This is a genomic window from Luteimonas notoginsengisoli, assembly GCF_042648885.1.
In the GTDB taxonomy this organism is placed as follows: domain Bacteria; phylum Pseudomonadota; class Gammaproteobacteria; order Xanthomonadales; family Xanthomonadaceae; genus Luteimonas; species Luteimonas notoginsengisoli.
This window is the reverse complement of sequence record NZ_JBHRYF010000009.1, coordinates 181,287-197,068: the sequence shown is the minus strand read 5'-3', so window position 1 is coordinate 197,068 and position 15,782 is coordinate 181,287. Positions and strand designations below refer to the sequence as shown.

Annotated in this window: 20 protein-coding genes and 1 tRNA gene; 5 read left to right on the top strand and 16 right to left on the bottom strand. The window is 68.8% G+C overall.

The genetic code is table 11. The features are described 5' to 3' along the window. Positions 1 to 62: 62 nt before the first annotated feature. Positions 63 to 332: a hypothetical protein gene (locus tag ACFOM9_RS12990; protein ID WP_386711535.1), complete on the top strand. Its 270-nt coding sequence runs from the start codon at positions 63 to 65 to the stop codon at positions 330 to 332. Between the two features lie 311 nt (positions 333 to 643). Then, on the top strand, positions 644 to 844 hold the full coding sequence (locus tag ACFOM9_RS12985) for a hypothetical protein (protein ID WP_386711532.1): 201 nt from the start codon (positions 644 to 646) through the stop codon (positions 842 to 844). A 43-nt stretch (positions 845 to 887) separates the two neighbouring features. On the opposite strand, the gene ACFOM9_RS12980 is transcribed toward ACFOM9_RS12985, so the two are convergent. From ACFOM9_RS12980 to ACFOM9_RS12915, 14 genes are all read right to left on the bottom strand, one after another. After that, a tRNA-Leu gene (locus ACFOM9_RS12980) sits at positions 888 to 974 on the bottom strand. A 31-nt stretch (positions 975 to 1,005) separates the two neighbouring features. Then, positions 1,006 to 1,458, bottom strand: a complete 453-nt coding sequence (locus ACFOM9_RS12975; RefSeq protein WP_386711529.1) for a DUF2214 family protein — start codon at positions 1,456 to 1,458, stop codon at positions 1,006 to 1,008. 183 nt (positions 1,459 to 1,641) lie between these two features. Further along, on the bottom strand, positions 1,642 to 2,238 hold the full coding sequence (locus ACFOM9_RS12970; RefSeq protein ID WP_386711526.1) for a cysteine dioxygenase family protein: 597 nt from the start codon (positions 2,236 to 2,238) through the stop codon (positions 1,642 to 1,644). Between the two features lie 88 nt (positions 2,239 to 2,326). Further along, a complete protein-coding gene (gene metX / locus ACFOM9_RS12965) occupies positions 2,327 to 3,442 on the bottom strand; it encodes a homoserine O-acetyltransferase MetX (protein WP_386711523.1) in 1,116 nt (371 codons plus the stop codon). Positions 3,443 to 3,577: 135 nt separating this feature from the next. Then, complete coding sequence (locus ACFOM9_RS12960) at positions 3,578 to 4,594, bottom strand: tetratricopeptide repeat protein (protein ID WP_386711521.1); 1,017 nt, start codon at positions 4,592 to 4,594, stop codon at positions 3,578 to 3,580. After that, positions 4,594 to 5,025: a cytochrome c-type biogenesis protein gene (locus tag ACFOM9_RS12955; RefSeq protein ID WP_386711945.1), complete on the bottom strand. Its 432-nt coding sequence runs from the start codon at positions 5,023 to 5,025 to the stop codon at positions 4,594 to 4,596. Before ACFOM9_RS12955 ends, ACFOM9_RS12960 begins: the two co-directional genes overlap by 1 nt. A 32-nt stretch (positions 5,026 to 5,057) precedes the next feature. Next, positions 5,058 to 5,630, bottom strand: coding sequence for a DsbE family thiol:disulfide interchange protein (locus ACFOM9_RS12950; RefSeq protein WP_386711518.1), 573 nt, complete (start codon positions 5,628 to 5,630; stop codon positions 5,058 to 5,060). Continuing rightward, complete coding sequence (locus ACFOM9_RS12945) at positions 5,627 to 7,588, bottom strand: heme lyase CcmF/NrfE family subunit (protein ID WP_386711942.1); 1,962 nt, start codon at positions 7,586 to 7,588, stop codon at positions 5,627 to 5,629. The genes ACFOM9_RS12950 and ACFOM9_RS12945 overlap by 4 nt, the downstream gene beginning before the upstream one ends. A 14-nt stretch (positions 7,589 to 7,602) precedes the next feature. Then, positions 7,603 to 8,088 carry a cytochrome c maturation protein CcmE gene (gene ccmE, locus ACFOM9_RS12940; protein WP_386711515.1) on the bottom strand — a complete coding sequence of 162 codons (486 nt, stop codon included), beginning with the start codon at positions 8,086 to 8,088 and terminating at the stop codon, positions 7,603 to 7,605. Then, entirely contained in the window at positions 8,085 to 8,264 is a 180-nt protein-coding gene (ccmD, locus tag ACFOM9_RS12935; protein ID WP_386711512.1) for a heme exporter protein CcmD, read from the bottom strand. Before ccmD ends, ccmE begins: the two co-directional genes overlap by 4 nt. Further along, entirely contained in the window at positions 8,261 to 9,025 is a 765-nt protein-coding gene (gene ccmC / locus ACFOM9_RS12930; RefSeq protein ID WP_386711509.1) for a heme ABC transporter permease CcmC, read from the bottom strand. The genes ccmD and ccmC overlap by 4 nt, the downstream gene beginning before the upstream one ends. 212 nt (positions 9,026 to 9,237) lie before the next feature. Next, positions 9,238 to 9,909, bottom strand: coding sequence for a heme exporter protein CcmB (ccmB, locus tag ACFOM9_RS12925; RefSeq protein ID WP_386711506.1), 672 nt, complete (start codon positions 9,907 to 9,909; stop codon positions 9,238 to 9,240). A gap of 277 nt (positions 9,910 to 10,186) precedes the next feature. Then, the gene (gene ccmA / locus ACFOM9_RS12920; RefSeq protein ID WP_386711503.1) at positions 10,187 to 10,819 is read right to left on the bottom strand and encodes a heme ABC exporter ATP-binding protein CcmA; all 633 of its coding nucleotides are present in this window, start codon (positions 10,817 to 10,819) and stop codon (positions 10,187 to 10,189) included. A gap of 147 nt (positions 10,820 to 10,966) precedes the next feature. Next, positions 10,967 to 11,458, bottom strand: coding sequence for a DUF3293 domain-containing protein (locus ACFOM9_RS12915; protein WP_386711501.1), 492 nt, complete (start codon positions 11,456 to 11,458; stop codon positions 10,967 to 10,969). A gap of 79 nt (positions 11,459 to 11,537) precedes the next feature. On the opposite strand from ACFOM9_RS12915, the gene ACFOM9_RS12910 reads away from it, so the two are divergent. Together ACFOM9_RS12910 and ACFOM9_RS12905 are read left to right on the top strand one after the other, a co-directional pair. After that, a complete protein-coding gene (locus tag ACFOM9_RS12910) occupies positions 11,538 to 12,686 on the top strand; it encodes a pyridoxal phosphate-dependent aminotransferase (RefSeq protein WP_386711939.1) in 1,149 nt (382 codons plus the stop codon). Positions 12,687 to 12,801: 115 nt separating this feature from the next. Then, positions 12,802 to 13,611, top strand: coding sequence for an amidohydrolase (locus ACFOM9_RS12905; protein ID WP_386711498.1), 810 nt, complete (start codon positions 12,802 to 12,804; stop codon positions 13,609 to 13,611). A 205-nt stretch (positions 13,612 to 13,816) separates the two neighbouring features. Here ACFOM9_RS12905 and ACFOM9_RS12900 read toward each other — a convergent pair whose 3' ends face one another. Beyond that, entirely contained in the window at positions 13,817 to 14,917 is a 1,101-nt protein-coding gene (locus ACFOM9_RS12900; RefSeq protein ID WP_386711495.1) for an NAD(P)/FAD-dependent oxidoreductase, read from the bottom strand. Between the two features lie 188 nt (positions 14,918 to 15,105). On the opposite strand from ACFOM9_RS12900, the gene ACFOM9_RS12895 reads away from it, so the two are divergent. Beyond that, positions 15,106 to 15,393 carry a DUF3247 family protein gene (locus ACFOM9_RS12895; protein ID WP_386711492.1) on the top strand — a complete coding sequence of 96 codons (288 nt, stop codon included), beginning with the start codon at positions 15,106 to 15,108 and terminating at the stop codon, positions 15,391 to 15,393. 15 nt (positions 15,394 to 15,408) lie between these two features. Here ACFOM9_RS12895 and ACFOM9_RS12890 read toward each other — a convergent pair whose 3' ends face one another. Continuing rightward, positions 15,409 to 15,729, bottom strand: a complete 321-nt coding sequence (locus ACFOM9_RS12890; protein ID WP_386711489.1) for a hypothetical protein — start codon at positions 15,727 to 15,729, stop codon at positions 15,409 to 15,411. Between the last annotated feature and the right edge of the window lie 53 nt (positions 15,730 to 15,782).

Below are 15,782 nucleotides of genomic sequence, written 5' to 3'. Positions count from 1 at the left end.
TTGCCCCCGTCGCTGCGTTACCACTGCGCAGGGCCCGCTGACGGGCCCGACCAGGAGAAGGGATGAAACTGCTGATCGCGATGCTGCTCGCGCTGGCCACGATGCCGGCGATGGCTGATTTTTCGTTCCGCTTCGGCGACGCCGTGGTGGCCACCGGTGACAGTCCCGGCACCGTGATCCGCAAGGCCGGTCGCCAACCGGACCGGATCGTCCAGATCGAGAATCGCCGGGGCGCAACCGTGGGCGAGCGCTGGGAGTACTACCTGGAGAGCAAGCAGGTCAATTTCGAATTCCGCGACGGTCGCGTGGTCGACATTCGCGAGTTGCGCTAGCAGGCGAGCGTCATCGGCGGCGCGCCGGTGCCATGACAACCGGGCGCGGCCGTCCTGTCGGGCTGTCCTTCCCAAGGGGCTGCCGGTCGGGCCGCCGCCGCGCGGGGTAGGATTTTTCCTACGCCACGCCGGGGGATCGCCCGACTGCGCGGGCGAGCGGAAGCGTTGATGCTCTGTTTGCCCCGGCGGCCCACCCATGCAACGGCATCGGATGCCGCTCAGCAACGGACAAATGGGTGCGACCCTGAGCAAGTCGTGACGCCGGGCCGGGGCACATCGTCCGCACGTGGAGTGCGAAAATGCAGCGTCACATGCTCAGCATCAGGCCCGATCGCAATGGTTGGGTGCTCATCGATGATGAACTGCCGATCGAATGGTTCCGGACCAGGCAGGGCGCCGTAGCCGTCGGCCAGCTGAAGGCCTATGCGTTGTTCCTGTTCGCCGGGATCCCGAGCGCGCTGTCGGTGTTCGTCGACGCCACGACCAGCATCACCGAGGTGCAGTACGGCTAGCGCCGCAGCAAAAAGGCCACGCTCGCCGGCGTGGCCTCTTGCATGGTGCCGAAGGTGGGACTCGAACCCACACGCTTTTAAGGGCGGCGGATTTTGAGTCCGCTGCGTCTACCGATTCCGCCACTTCGGCGCGGACGCGGATTATAGCGGAAGGACGGGACTCAGAATCCGCCGTAGCGGGCCATGGCGGCGGCACAGGCGAAGATCACCGCGACCAGGCCCAGCTCGAAGGCGACGATGCGCCGCAGGCGCGCCACCTCGTCCTCGCCGGGAAGGAAGGCGGCATCGGCCGCCAGCGCCTTGCGCCAGCGCAGGAAGCGCAGCGTCGGCCAGACCGACATCAGGCCAACCAGCACGAACGCGCCGATCTTGGCGTGGAACCAGGGGTTGTGCAGGTAGAAATCCTCGCCTTTGACGCCCTGGAAAACGCGCAGGGTCCCGACCACCAGCAGCAGCATCGCGGTGATCCCGTAGCCGCGATCGATGCCACCCAGCCTGGCCAGCACGCCGCCACTCATCCGCCCGCGCAGCAGCACGAACTGGGCGACCAGCATTGCGACCAGCCCGAAGACCAGCAGGTGGTGGAACGTGGCAAGGACCAGGTCGGTCAGCATGGCGTGGCTCGCAATCGGACGAGCCGAAAATGTAGCAGCGTCGAAGCGCCAGGTGAGTGCTGCAAGTCACTCATGGACCGAACAGCAGCTGGAGCGACTGAAGCTCCACCCTGCGGCCGTGCAGGGAGCCGTGGATTCCCGAACGGCGAAATCGATCCGCGGATCGGCGCGACGCGGCCGCCGTCAGGCAGGCGCGTTGTCGGTCTTCAGCGTGCTGTCGATGCGCAGGAACCATTCGTCCGACTGCGGCTGGAACTTCGAACAGTTCTCCATCGGTGCCTTGTAGATGTGCAGCGAGATCGCGATGGTGTCGCCGCTGGCGTTGGTGATGGTGTGGTACTCGTGCGGCGGGATCAGGCTGCCGGCGCTGCCGGGGCCGGCATGCATGCCGCCGGCGGCGCGGAAGCGGAAGCGCTCGCCATCGCGCTCGAGCAACTCGTACTGGGTGATTTCCAGTTCGCCGTCCCACACGCCCTCCACGCACCACAGGCCGCAGTGGTCGTGGATCGGCGTGCCCTGGCCGGGCGCCCAGGTCATCGCCACTACGCTGTATCCGTGCTCGGCGCTGCGATAGAGCTCGCGTCGCGCGTAATGGTCGTCGATCGGGTCGAAGACGCAGTCGGGCAGCTGCACGTCGCGGTCGCGGATCAGCGCGCACATGCTGTTGCGCAGCGCGGCGGTGACCGCGTGATGGTCGCTGGCCGCGATGGCCGTGTCGACGGCGGCGATCAGCTTGTCGCGACCGGGGAAGGCAAGGTCGGGGAGGGCGGAAGTGTTCATCGCCGGTGATTCTAGCGCGTGCTCGCGCGGGCGGGTCCAGCCGGGTCGCGGCGTCCAGCCGTTGGCCGCCGGATCGGGACCTTGCGGCTCAGAGGGAATCGAGGAACCCGGAAACCGCGGGGCCGAAGCGCTCGAAATCGACCAGGAAGGCGTCGTGGCCCTGCGGCGATTCCAGCGGGAGGAAATGCGCTTCGGCGCCGCCGGCGCGCAGGCCGTCGGCGATCTGCTGCTGTTGCTGCAGCGGGAACAGGATGTCGGTGTGCACGCCGATGGCCAAGGCCTTTTCCACCCGGATCCGCGCGAGGCCCCGGTCGGTGGTGCCGCCGCAGGATTCGCCAATGTCGTACCAGTCCATCGAGCGGCTCAGGTACAGGTAGCAATTGGGATCGAAGTTGCGCACGAAGCGCCGCGCATGGGCCTCGAGATAGCTTTCGACCTCGAACTCCAGCCCGAACGGATCCTCGTCGTCACGGCGGTCCGAATCCAGCCGCACGCGGCCGAAGCGGCCGTCCCATTCCAGGGCCGAGCGGTAGGTGATCACGCCGAGCTTGCGCGCCATGCGCATGCCGCTCTCCGGATAGCGGTCCTCGTCGTAGTGGCCTTCGTTCCACTTCGGGTCGAGGCGGATCGCCTCGCGCTGCAGCGAGCGGATCGCGATCGAGAACGGCAGCGCGCGCGCCGCGCCCGAAATATTGATGTGGGTGCGCGCGACGCCCGGATGGCGGGCGAGGAAGGCCAGTGCATTCATGCCGCCCATCGAATTGCCGATCACGCAGGCCAGCCGCTCGATCCCGAGCGCGCGGAGCACCTCGCGCGCGGCATCCGCGCCGTCCTCGATCGACAGTTCCGGGAACTCGAGTCGGTAAGGCTCGCCGCTGCGCGGATCGTTCGAGGCCGGGCCGGTGGAGCCCTTGCAGCTGCCGAGCGCGTTGACGCAGACCACATGCCAGCGATCGGTGTCGATGGGCTTGCCCGCGCCCAGCATCGCGTCCCACCAGCCCGGCGCGGCGTTGCCTGCATTGGCGGCGGCGTGGGCGTCGGGCGACAGCCCTGTGAGGATCAGCAGCGTGTTGTCGCGCGCTGCATTGGGCGTGCCCCAGGTCTCGTAGGCGATGCGCGCGCCGTGCAGTTCGCCGCCGCGCTTCATCGGGAAGGGCGAGGGCAGGTCGATCCAGCGCGTGCCGGGCGGGATGAATTCGGTCATGCGCGCAAGTGTAATCGCCGGGGCTTCGGGAGGATGCGGATGCCCGCGTGCGATGGCTAGAGCCGCTTCGGCTGCAAGTCCCGGCCTTCAACGATCACCAGGGCTCGCGGCCGAAGGCCGCTCCCGCGGGCGCGGCTACTTCGCGCCGATGACCAGTTCGACCGGCTGCGTCGCCGGCAGCGCCACCCGCACCGGCTTCGAATCGAGGTCGCCATCCTGGCGGGTTGCTTCGCCGCTGCTGGACAGGCGTGCGAACACTTCGACTTCCCTGAGCGCGGACAGCTTCTGCGTGGGCATCGGACTGTCGGCGTCGTCGAGCGTGACCGTCATCGGCAGGTCCTGAAGCGGATGCTTTTCCGCCGCCACTGGCATCGGCGGACCGCCGGGAATGCGCGCGATGACGAAGACGCTGGCGTCGCCACGCAGGCGCACGCGCGCCGCAAAATCCGGATCGAGCGAGACCTGCACCGTCAAGGTGTTCGCGCTGCTCGTAGCGGCGGCCGGCCCCTGCGCCGCCGGCAGTGGCGGCAACCCGGCGGCCGTGCGCGCGGCATCGATCTGTACCCGCAGCGTGGCGGCGGTCGCCGCGTCCACTTGTGCCAGCAGCGGCGCCCAGGTTTCCGCGGCTTCCGCGTGACGGCCTTCCTGGCGCTGCCAGACGCCGAGGAACCAGCGCGCCCGCTGCTGCTGCGGCTGCAGTTCGAGCGCGCGCCGCAGCATCGCCACCGCCTGGTCGTCGATCTTCCTGGCGGGATCCGCGAACAGCCTCGCCTGCGCGGCCTGCACCAGCAGGTCGGGATCGTCCGGGGTCAGTTTGAGCGCGCGTGCGTAGGCGTCGCGCGCCTCGGGGCGACGGTCGAGCATTTCGTAGGAACGGGCCAGCAGCTGCCAGCCGTCGGCGCGCTCGGGATGGCGCTCCAGTTCGGCCTTGAGCTGCACCACGGCCTCGTCCATCGAGCGCGGCGTGGCGGCAACCGCGGGCGCGTCGATCGCCGCCGGCGTGCCGACCAGGTCATACACCGCCAGCGCCGCGAGGCCGAGCGCCAGCACCGCGCCGAGCGCAATGCCGCGCGACTCGCGCCACAGCGGCCAGAGCACGGCCGCGAATACCAGCACCGCCAACAGCGCGGAGATTGCGACGAACACGGCCATTACCACTCCTGGTCTTCAGTGGGCGCGGGTACGTCGCGCCGCGCGCGCGTGCGCACGATGCGCGCCACCGCGACGCCGCCGCCAAGCAGCAGCAGGGCAGGTCCAAACCACAGCAGCCAGGTCGCCGGTTCCATCGCCGGCTTGTAGCGCACGAATTCACCGTAGCGCGCCACCAGGAACGCCACCACCTCGTCGTCGCTCTTGCCCTGACGCATCAGGTCGAGGACTTCGCGCCGCAGGTCGTGCGCGATCTGGGCATTGGAATCGGCCAGCGACTGGTTCTGGCACATCACGCAGCGCAGTTCGCTGGTCAGCGCGTGGAACCGCGCTTCCTCGGCGGCGTCGTGGAACTGCAGCGGCGCGACGTCGGTCGACGCCTGGGCCGATGCGGTGCGCACGGGCACCAGCGCCAGCGCCAGCCCCCATGCCAGCGCGCATGCCAGGATCCATGGCGTGGCGCGGCTCACTTCCCGGCCTCCACTTGTCCGAGCAAGGGCAGCAGCTCGTCGTCGATCACGTCGTCATCGAGCGCGCCGACGTGCTTCCAGCGCACGATGCCCTTTGCGTCGACGAGGAAGGTTTCCGGGGCGCCGTAGATGCCCCAGTCGATCGCCGCGCGCCCGTCGCGGTCGGCCATCACCAGCATGTAGGGATTGCCGAACTGCTCCAGCCAGCGCAGCGCGTCTTCCGGCTCGTCCTTGAGGTTGTAGCCGAGCACGCGCACACGCTTGCCCAGGGCGAAGCGCGTCAACACCGGATGTTCGACCCGGCATTCGGGGCACCAGCTGCCCCAGACGTTGAGCACGTAAGGCGTGCCGAGCAGATCCTTCGACGTCACCAGGCGGCCGGGCTCGTGCAGCAGCGGCAACGAGAATTCCGGCGCCGGCTTGCCGATCAACGGCGAGGGCAGGGCCTCGCGATCGCCGCGCCCGGACTGGCGCACGCCGTAGAACAGCAGCGCGAGGAAGCCGAGGAAGCACAGCAGGCCGATGATGACCGCCAGCCCGGGGCCGCGGCGGTTCGCAGGAGCGTTCACGCGCCTCTCCGCGTGGTGTCGGTCGATTCGGGTTTCGCCCGGAAGCGCCGGTCGATGGCGGTGGCGAACGCGCCGAGCGCCATCAGCGTCGCGCCCAGCCAGATCCAGCGTACGAACGGCTTGATGTGCAGGCGCACCGCCCATGGGCCGGCGACGCGATCGGGATCGTTGGTAGCGCCCAGCGGTTCGCCCAGCGCGACATAGACGTCGCCGAACAGCCCGCCGTGGATACCAGCCTCGGTCATCACCTGGCCGCCGCTGGCGTAGGTGCGCTTCTCGGGATGCAGCAGCGCCAGCGGCTTGCCGTCGCGCAGCACCTGCACGTGACCCAGGTCGGAAATGTAGTTCGGTCCCCGGGTCTCTTCGACGCCCTCGAAGCGGAATGCGTAACCGGACAGTTCCACGGTCTGGCCCGGCTTCATCGCCAGCTCGCTCTGTACGTTCTGCGCCTCGACCAGCAGCGCGCCTACCAGGAATACGGCGATGCCCGTGTGCGCCAGCGTCATGCCCAGCATTTCAGGCGTGAAGCGGCCACTCCCACGCAGCCGCGTCCAGGCAAAGCGCGCGGTCCCCAGCACGATCCACGCCGAACCGGCGACGCCGGCCGCGGTCTTCCAAGGGCCCTGCGGGGCGAGGAAAAACGCCACTACCCCGAGGACCAGGGCGAGGATCGCCCACGGCAGCAGCATGGCCAGCGGTTTGGACGGCTGCTCGCGCTGCCAGCGGGTCAGCGGGCCGAACGGCAGCAGCAACACCAGCGGCGCCATCAGCAGCAGGAAAAGAAAGCCGAAGTAGGGCGGGCCGACCGAAATCTTGCCCAGATCCAGTGCGTCGGCGAGCAGCGGATACAGCGTACCCAGCAGCACCATGCCGCAGGCGGACACCAGCAGCAGGTTGTTGGCCAGCAGCAGGGTCTCGCGCGAACTGGCGGCAAACGGCGAGCCCTGTTCGAAGCGCGGTGCGCGCAGCGCGTACAGCAGCAGCGAGCCGCCGATCACGATGGCCAGGAAAATCAGGATGAATAGCCCGCGCGCCGGATCGGCGGCGAAGGCGTGCACGCTGGTCAGCACGCCCGAGCGCACCAGAAACGTGCCCAGCAGCGACAGCGAGAACGCGGCGATGGCGAGCAGCACCGTCCAGCCGCGGAAGCTGCCGCGCTTTTCGGTAACCGCCTGCGAATGCAGCAGCGCAGCGCCCACCAGCCAGGGCATGAAGCTCGCATTCTCGACCGGGTCCCAGAACCACCAGCCGCCCCAGCCCAGTTCGTAGTAAGCCCACCAGGACCCGAGCGCGATCCCGAGGGTCAGGAAGCCCCAGGCGATGTTGGTCCACGGCCGCGTCCAGCGCAGCCAGCGCGCATCCATCCGTCCATGGATCAACGCCGCCACCGCGAACGCGAACGGCACCACGAAGCCGACGTAGCCCAGGTACAGCATCGGCGGATGGATGATCATCCCCGGGTCCTGCAGCAGCGGGTTGAGGTCGCGGCCTTCCATCACCGCCGGCAACAGCCGCACGAAAGGATTGGAGGTGAAAATCAGGAACGACAGGAAGCCGACGCTGACCAGGCCCATGATCCCGATCACGCGCGCGACCACTTCGTCCGGCAGCTTGCGCGAGAATCCCGCGACCACCGCGGTCCAGGCGGCCAGGATCAGCGCCCACAGCAGCTGCGACCCCTCATGCGCGCCCCACACCGCGGTGTAGCGGTAAATCAGCGGCAGCAGCGAGTTGGAATTCTCGGCCACGTAGCGCACCGAGAAATCCTGGGTCACGAACGCGACGGTCAGCACCACGAACGCGCACAGCACCAGCAGCAGCTGCGCGAAGGCCGCGGGACGCGCGACCGCCATCCAGGACGCCTTGCCGCGCTGCGCGCCGGCCAGCGGCAGTGCTGCCTGCAGCAAGGCAACCAGCAGCGACAGGATCAGCGCGACCTGCCCCAGTTCCGGAAGCATCTGCCCGGACGGCATCAGCGTTCGTCCGCCCGCGCGTCGGCCGGGGTCTGCACGCCGTGCTTCTGGTGCGCCAGGCCCATCTTGTCGGCGACTTCCTTCGGCACGTAGGTTTCGTCGTGCTTGGCCAGCACCTGCTCGGCGACGAATGTATCGCCCTGCATGCGGCCGGTGGCGATTACCGCCTGGTTCTCGCGGAACAGGTCCGGCAGGATGCCCGTGTAGACGACCGGCATCCGCGCGTCGCCATCGGTGACGCTGAAATGCACCTGCATCGAGCCATCCGCGCGCTTGACCGAGTGCTCGGCGACCATGCCGCCGAGGCGGAACTTGGCGTCGCCCGCGGCCACGCTTTCACCGGCGGAGCCATCCAGCACTTCGGCCGGCGTGTAGAGGTAGGCGACATTGCGCTGCAGGGCGAGCGCCACCAGCGTCGCCGCGATCGCGGCCGCGACGACCAGCGCGAGGATCATCCAGAGGCGGCGCTTGCGGGTCGGGTTCATCGTGGCAATTCGCCTGGGGAAGGGTGGGAAGAAGAAACCGCGGCGGCTCGGCGCGCAGCCAGCAGACGCATGGCGCGCAGCAACTGGCGGATGCGGATGCGCGGGGCAACGAAGTCCCACAGCAGCACCGCGGCGAAGACCAGGTAGGCGGCGATGACGTAGCCCTGGTAGCTCATCGCTTCGCCTCCGCCGGCGTGGTCTCGCCGAGCTTGCGGACCCAGTCCTTGCCGGCCTCGCGCCAGAGGTTGTCGGCCCGGGCGCGCGCCAGCAGCGAACCGACGAACCAGACGTGGGTGCCGATCACCATGGCCCACAGCGGCGGCAGCATGCTCGGGTCCATCTTCGACTCGCCCAGCAGGCTGATCGTCTGGCCCTGGTGCAGCGAGTTCCACCAGTCCACCGAATAGCGGATCACCGGCAGCATCACCACCCCGACGATGGCCAGCAGCCCGGCGGCGCGCGCTGCGGCGCGGCGGTCGTCGATCGCGTGGTACAGGCCGATGATTCCGAGGTACAGGAACAGCAGCACCAGTTCGGTGGTCAGGCGCGGGTCCCAGTCCCACCATGTGCCCCACATCGGCTTGCCCCAGATCGAGCCGGTCGCGAGCGTGATCAGGGTGAACCCGGCGCCGATCGGCGCGCAGGCCATGGCCAGGATCTCGCACAGCTTGATCCGCCAGACCAGCGCGATCGCGGCGTAGACCGCCATCAGCGCGAACACCGCCAGGCTCATCCAGGCGCTGGGCACGTGGATGTAGAGGATGCGGAAGCTGTCGCCCTGCTGGTAGTCGGCCGGCACCCCGAACAGACCCTGCCAGACGCCCCACGCCATCACCAGCAGCCCCGCGCCGTAGGCCCAAGGCGCCCAGCGCGCGGCAAAACGGTCGAAATAGGGCGGCGAACCGAGTTGGTGGAACCAGCGGAACAACCGATTCATGCGAGGGGGTTCATGGAGGGACGGTCGAGCTCTATGGATTGCGGGCCGCCGCCGCTACCGATCGACGCCCGGGTCTGCCTGGCGGCGCGATGCGCGCGCCCAGACATCCGTGCGCCCTGGTCGCAACAGCAACGCACAAGGATACCAGCCGCCCGGTGCCGGGGCATTGCGCGCCAGCATAGGTTCCGGGCCCCGAAAGCCATTGACCTGGCTCAAGCGTGCGCGATGCGCAATGCCGCCGCGGTGGCGAGCGGCGCCAGTACCAGCGCCAGCACCAGGCCCGCCGCCAGGAACAGCAGGCCCCCGGTCGGATCCAGGCCCTGCGCGCTGGCCGTGACGCTGCCGGCCGAGAACACCAGGACCGGCACGTACAAGGGCAATGCCAGCAGCGCGACGAGTATGCCGGAGCGGCGCATGCCCACCGTGAGCGCCGCAACCACCGCGCCCAGCAGGCTCAACAGCGGCGTGCCCAGCAGCAGCGACGCCAGCAGTACTGGCAGTTGCGCGTGCGGCATGTGCAGCAGTTCGGCCAGCAGCGGCGCGGACACGATCAGCGGCAGCGCGGTCGTGGCCCAGTGGGTGAGCGTGCGCACCAGCGCGAGCCAGGCCAGCGGCACCGGCGCAAGCATCCACTGCTCCAGCGATCCGTCCTCGGCGTCGCCGCGGAACAGGGTGTCCAGCGACAGCAGGCCCGACAGCAGCACTGCCACCCACAGCACGCCGGGCGCCACTTTTGCCAGCGTGCTCGCTTCGCTGCCCAGCGCCAGCGCGAACAGCACGATTACCAGCAGCGTGAACAGGGCCGGTTGCGCGGCATCGCCGCGACGACGCCACAGCAGGCGCAGGTCGCGGGCGACGAGCGCCTTGGCCGACTGCCACATCATGGCAGCGTCCGCCGCTGCGTCGGATTTGCCGGCATCAAGCTCTGCTGGAGCTTTTGCGCAATGACAGCGTCAGCACGCTTGCTTTGCTCGGACAAAGCGAACTGGCGCAGAGACGGCGCGCCTTGCGAGTCCTGTCCGCCTGCTCCGCCGATTCCACCGCCAAGCAGGTGCCCCGAGCGGCCAACAGCAGGCGCCGGGGCAAAAACAGACGCCGCGGCGGGATCAAGGGCCAGGCAGTCTTGGCCACCTGCGTGGATGGGATGGCTGCGGGGCCGGGTCATACCTGCTTCTCCAGCACCAGCAAGCGTGTGCGCACCGGTGGCGCGGCGTAGGCGCCGTGCGTGGTGACCAGCGCCGCACCGCCCTCGCGCAGGTGCGCTTGCACCATGCGATTGACCAGTTCGATGCCGGCCAGGTCGAGGTTCGCATAGGGTTCGTCGAGCAACCACAGCGGCGCGGGCGACAGCCACAGCCGGGCGAGCGACAAGCGCTTTTTCTGTCCGGCCGACAGCTGTCGTGCCGGTGCGTCCTCGAATCCGGCCAGGCCGACCACCGCCATCGCGCTTTCGAAGGTCTGGCTCGGCCGCCGGCCGTGCAGGCCGCTGAGGAAGGCCAGGTTTTCCAGCGCGCTCAAGTCGGCCTTGAAGGCCGGCAGATGCCCGAGATAGGCGAGGGTGGACGCGCGCGACGTTGGCGAGGTCAGGCGGCCCTGGATGGAGATCGTGCCGGCGTCGGCGGCCAGGAGGCCGGCCAGCACGCGCAGCAGGGTGGTCTTGCCCGCGCCGTTGTCGCCCTGCACGAGCAGCGCTTCACCGGCATCGACCTCCAAATCGAGCGGCCCAAACACCGGCAACTCGTTGCGGGTGAACCGCAGTTCGCTGGCGTGGAGCAGGGAAGCAGGAGGCGGCATGGCGTCGGGCGTGCATCGCTTGCCCGTTCCGGGAGCCGGGTCAGGCGCGCATGCTACCGGGTCGATGACGCTTGCTCCAATCCGCGCGGACGCCTTGAGCCCACCACGCACGCGACAGGGGACGGGGCCGGCGCCAGCCGGCCAACGTCATGGCAACGCTGCGGCGGCCAACCAGTCCACGTGTTCATGCTCGCAATCCGCCGGGCGCACGGCCTGGATGCGCAGGCGTCCTGGCCGGTGGCGCGTCCACCACAACGTGCCGAGCTGCCCGTACTTGCAGGACAGCGCGTCGAAACGGTCGAGCGGCAGATCGATCACCAGCCAGCCCGGCTCGCGCCAGCTGCGGTTGGATGCCGACGAGAAGGCAGCGAGGAACGGCACGCCGGCTTCCACCAGGTCCCGCTGCAACGCGCGGTCGGCTTCGCGATTGACCGATTCGGTACATTCGACCGAGTGCGGATTCCACGCCGACAGCAGGCCGAAGGTGCCGGCGTCCGGGTACATCAGTTCCAGCGCGGGCACGGGCAGGCCGATGCGCAGGTCGTGCCAGTCGCCGTTGCGCTGCCATTGGTATTCGGCGGCGAGGTAGGCGCGCACGAGTTCGGCAATCGGCGCAGTGCCGGCAGTGGGGAATGACATCGCCATTGTTTAACCCAAAGCCCCCCGCCCGTAAACTCGCCTGCGCAAGACCCGCATTTTCCGGAACGCCCCAATGATCCTGCACATCGAAACCAAGCTGCCGAAAGTGGGCACCACGATCTTCACCACCATGTCGCAGCTGGCGGCCGAACACGGCGCGGTCAACCTGGGCCAGGGCTTCCCGGACTTCTCCGTACCCGAGCGTCTGGTGGAAGCGCTCGACCGCGCCATGCGCGACGGCCACAACCAGTACGCGCCGATGACCGGCGTGCCTGCCCTGCGCAGGGCGATCGCAGCCAAGACAGAACGCGTCTACGCGCACCGACCGGACATGGACGCCGAGATCACGGTGACCAGCGGCGCCACCGAGGCGATCTTCAATGCGATCCACGCCGTGGTCCGGGCCGGCGACGAGGTCATCGTGCTCGACCCGGCTTACGACTGCTACGAACCGGCGATCGACCTGGCCGGCGCGCGCGCCGTGCACGTGCCGCTGGATCCGGCCACGTTCGCACCCGACTGGCAGCGGGTGAAGGACGCCATCTCGCCCCGGACGCGCATGCTGATGATCAACAGCCCGCACAACCCGTCGGGTGCGATGTTGTCGGCCGCCGACATGGACACCGTCGCCGACCTGCTGCGCGACACCGGCATCTTCCTGCTCTTCGACGAAGTGTACGAACACATCGTCTTCGACGGTGCGCGCCACGAATCCGCGCTGCGCTATCCGGAGCTGCGCGAGCGCGCCTTTGTCATCTCGAGTTTCGGCAAGACCTACCACTGCACCGGCTGGAAGGTCGGCTATTGCATTGCGCCGCCGGCGCTGTCGGCCGAATTTCGCAAGGTCCACCAGTACAACGTGTTCTGCACGTTCGCCCCGGCGCAACACGCCTTCGCCGAAATGCTCGACGCCGATCCCGCGCATTACGACCAGCTGGGCGCGTTCTACGAAGCCAAGCGCGACCGCTTCCGGAACCAGCTGCTGGGTACGAAGCTTGAGCCCTTGCCGGTACCGGGCGGCTATTTCCAGCTGGTGGATTATTCGGCGGTCAGCGAACTGGATGATTTCGCATTCTGCCGCTGGCTGACGATCAAGAAGGGCGTGACCGCGATCCCGCTGTCGCCGTTCTACGAAAGCCCGCCACCCGGACAGCGCCTGGTGCGGCTGTGCTTCGCCAAGAACGATGCGACGCTGGACGCGGCGATCGAACGCCTGCAGAAGCTTTGAACCACGTTAGCTCTTGCAGGAGCGGCCTGGCGCGGGCTTTTCCCCATGGATCGCGGATAATCCGGCGAAGAGCTCGCGGCTGAAGCCGCTCCTACAGGATCCCGGGGCATCGACCATGCAGGACCTCAGAATCTCCCTCGTCCAGGGCGCCACCCGCTGGCACGATCCGGCCGGTAACCGCGATTACTACGGCCAGCTGATCGCCCCGCTGCACGGCCTCACCGACGTCGTGTTGCTGCCGGAAACCTTCACCAGCGGCTTCAGCAACGACGCGATCGGCCAGGCCGAAACGATGGATGGCCCCACCGTCGAATGGATGCGCATGCAGTCCGCCGCGCTGGCCGCGGTGGTCACCGGCAGCGTGCAGTTGCGCGCCGAATCCGCCTCGGGGGCGGGCGTGTTCAACCGCATGCTCTGGGTCACGCCCGATGGCGAGGTGTCCCACTACGACAAGCGGCACCTGTTTCGCTACGCCCGCGAGCACGAGCGCTATGCGGCGGGTCGCGAACGGCTGGTGGTGGAGTGGAAGGGCTGGCGAATCAATCCGCTGGTCTGCTACGACCTGCGCTTCCCGGTGTTCGCGCGCAATCGCTACGGCGTCGAGCGCGAGGACGGCCTGGATTTCGACCTGCAGCTGTACGTCGCCAACTGGCCATCGGCGCGCGCCTACGCCTGGAAGACGCTGCTGCGCGCGCGTGCGATCGAGAACCTGTGCTTCGTTGCCGGGCTCAATCGCGTCGGAACCGACGGCAATGGCCTGCACTACGCCGGTGACAGCGCGGTCATCGATTTTCTCGGCCATCCGTTGAGCGAATGCAGCGACGAAGAAGTGGTGGTGACCACGACGCTGCTCGCGGCGGAACTCGCCGCGCACCGCGAGCGCTTTCCGGCGATGCTGGACGGGGACCGGTTCACGCTGGAGTAGGGCAGCCAACGCGTCGCCCTTGTGGGAGCGGCTTCAGCCGCGAGCCTTAGCTTTGGCCCTTTCCCCCTGCGGAGGCAGGGGGAGGCTGGGAGGGGGTGCCCCCGGTTCGCGGTGCTACTGAACGCACCTTCCCCAACCCTCCCTGCCTTCGCAGGGGAGGGAGTCAAAGCTCGCGCCTGAAGCCGCTCCCACAAGGGCGGCGACGCTACGCACGCCTGCCGAAATACACCTGCCGCGCCGCCCAGCGCAGCGGCGGCGTGCCCAGCAGCAGGTCGAACGGCCAGTCCAGCTGCGCGTGGTCGAACAGCCAGCGCAGCGCGCGCTTGGCGCGGAAGCGTGGCGCGGCTGCGCTCGCGGCCTGCATCGGGCAGGGACCTGCGTGGAGGACGTGTTCTGCAATGGCATCGCCGACGGCTTCGCCGTGGCGCCATGCCGAATGGATGCCGCCTGCGGTTACGGGGGACACGATGCCGGCCGCATCGCCGGTCAGGATCGCGCCGTCGCCGGCGAGCGGTCCCACCAGGCCGCCGCAGGGAATCAGGCCGGCACGGATCGCGGTGGGGGCCAGCCCGGGCGGCAGGCCGAGCCCGCCGCCGACCCTGCGCAGCAGGCCGCCGATGTCGGGCGTGCCGGTGCGCGTGGCCCGGTGCCGGAACGCCAGCCCGACCTGCACGCCGGTGGGGTTCTGTGCCGCCCAGCCGATATAGCCCGGCGCAAGCCGGCGGCTCAGGAAACAGTGCAGGGCGCCAGGCTCATCGAGGTGCGCGCCGAGGTATTCGTGCTCCACGCCATACAGGAATTCGCGCACGCGCCCGAGCCCGGCGCGCGCGGCCACCCGCGATTTCGCGCCGTCGGCGCCCACCAGCCAGTGCGTGCGCCCCAGGCTGTCCACGTGCCAGCCGGCGTGATCGCGACGGGCGTCGGTGAACGATTGCATCAGGCGCAACTCCACGCCGGCAGCGCGCATTTCGTCGGCCAGCCAGCGCATCGCGTTCGGCGTGTCGGTGGTCAGGAAGTAGTCGCCCCGCGAGTGCAGCGCGAGGCTGCGCAGGTTGGGGGCGTACAGGCGGACGTGTTCGATCCGGCGCCACAGCGCGGGCGGCATCCGTCCCAGGTGCGTGCCTTCGGCGGCTTCGCGCACGATGATCCCGGTGGTATGCAGGCGCATGCCCGGGTCGCGCTTGCGTTCCAGCACGCACACGCGCAGCCCGGCACGCCGCGCCGCCAGCGCGCATGCGGCGCCAGCGAAGCTTGCACCCACCACCACCACGTCCCACTGGCATGCGTCGCTCGATTCGGTCTGCATGCCGGAATGGTGCTCATGCGTCGGGTGCGGAGCGTGGCGCCAACATGAAGCGTGTGCGAAGTGGCCGGCAAGATGCCCGGCGTCGTCATTGCGCGCGGCGGCGTCGGCGTGTGTTTAACGTCCTCCTCACCGCGAGTTACGGTGCAGGCCGCAGCATGGACGTGACCCAATCCATGGAACCCTTCGCCATGACCCAGCTGGCCGAAAACGTCTATACCGAACAGCACGACATCGCACGCATTGAATCGTGGGCCCAACAGCTCGACGATGAGGCGCAGGTCGCGATCCGGCTGGCGGACGGCGCGCGGGTCGAAGGCTTCGTCACCGTCCGGCCGACGATCCAGGTGTTCCGGGACGGCAGCGGCCGCGAAGGCATGAACGCGATGGTGCGGATTGACGACGCGGCCAATCCGGAGCACGCCCACTATCTCTGGCTCGACCACATCGTCGATATCCAGCGCACCGGCACGGCGTGAACCGGGAGCGGTGAATCAGGGCGTGAAGTCCACTTCCAGCGAGGCGTGGAACGGGGCCTTCGGCGGAACGAACATGGTTTTGCCCCGCGCCTGACGCTCGATGCACAGCGCCAGCGGCGAATCGCCGCGGCGCCAGGTACGCGTGACGCGGCCGTCGCTGTCCAACTCGACCACGATCACGAATCCTTCGAGTTGCGCGGTGGTCCGCGCGTCGGCGCATGCGGCGACGCCGGCGTCGAGGAACTCGGCTTGCCGCGCGCGCGCAGCGGCGCGTGCGGCTTCGTCCTGCGATGCTTCATCGGCATCGGCCGCCGCCTTGGCGGCGGCGAATTCCATCTTTGCTTCCACAGGCGCTTCCGCCGGCGGTTCCGCGGCGACTGCCAAGCGCG

Excerpts from the sequence above, each read along its gene's own strand:
- ACFOM9_RS12985 (WP_386711532.1), top strand. The coding sequence starts at position 644 with ATGCTCAGCATCAGGCCCGATCGCAATGGTTGGGTGCTCATCGATGAT.
- metX (WP_386711523.1), bottom strand. The coding sequence starts at position 3,442 with ATGACCGAATTCATCCCGCCCGGCACGCGCTGGATCGACCTGCCCTCG.
- ccmC (WP_386711509.1), bottom strand. The coding sequence starts at position 9,025 with ATGAATCGGTTGTTCCGCTGGTTCCACCAACTCGGTTCGCCGCCCTAT.
- ccmD (WP_386711512.1), bottom strand. The coding sequence starts at position 8,264 with ATGAGCTACCAGGGCTACGTCATCGCCGCCTACCTGGTCTTCGCCGCG.
- ACFOM9_RS12945 (WP_386711942.1), bottom strand. The coding sequence starts at position 7,588 with ATGCTTCCGGAACTGGGGCAGGTCGCGCTGATCCTGTCGCTGCTGGTT.
- ACFOM9_RS12990 (WP_386711535.1), top strand. The coding sequence starts at position 63 with ATGAAACTGCTGATCGCGATGCTGCTCGCGCTGGCCACGATGCCGGCG.
- ACFOM9_RS12895 (WP_386711492.1), top strand. The coding sequence starts at position 15,106 with ATGACCCAGCTGGCCGAAAACGTCTATACCGAACAGCACGACATCGCA.
- ACFOM9_RS12960 (WP_386711521.1), bottom strand. The coding sequence starts at position 4,594 with ATGGCCGTGTTCGTCGCAATCTCCGCGCTGTTGGCGGTGCTGGTATTC.
- ccmB (WP_386711506.1), bottom strand. The coding sequence starts at position 9,909 with ATGATGTGGCAGTCGGCCAAGGCGCTCGTCGCCCGCGACCTGCGCCTG.
- ACFOM9_RS12905 (WP_386711498.1), top strand. The coding sequence starts at position 12,802 with ATGCAGGACCTCAGAATCTCCCTCGTCCAGGGCGCCACCCGCTGGCAC.
- ACFOM9_RS12915 (WP_386711501.1), bottom strand. The coding sequence starts at position 11,458 with ATGTCATTCCCCACTGCCGGCACTGCGCCGATTGCCGAACTCGTGCGC.
- ccmE (WP_386711515.1), bottom strand. The coding sequence starts at position 8,088 with ATGAACCCGACCCGCAAGCGCCGCCTCTGGATGATCCTCGCGCTGGTC.
- ccmA (WP_386711503.1), bottom strand. The coding sequence starts at position 10,819 with ATGCCGCCTCCTGCTTCCCTGCTCCACGCCAGCGAACTGCGGTTCACC.
- ACFOM9_RS12975 (WP_386711529.1), bottom strand. The coding sequence starts at position 1,458 with ATGCTGACCGACCTGGTCCTTGCCACGTTCCACCACCTGCTGGTCTTC.
- ACFOM9_RS12970 (WP_386711526.1), bottom strand. The coding sequence starts at position 2,238 with ATGAACACTTCCGCCCTCCCCGACCTTGCCTTCCCCGGTCGCGACAAG.
- ACFOM9_RS12900 (WP_386711495.1), bottom strand. The coding sequence starts at position 14,917 with ATGCAGACCGAATCGAGCGACGCATGCCAGTGGGACGTGGTGGTGGTG.
- ACFOM9_RS12890 (WP_386711489.1), bottom strand. The coding sequence starts at position 15,729 with ATGGAATTCGCCGCCGCCAAGGCGGCGGCCGATGCCGATGAAGCATCG.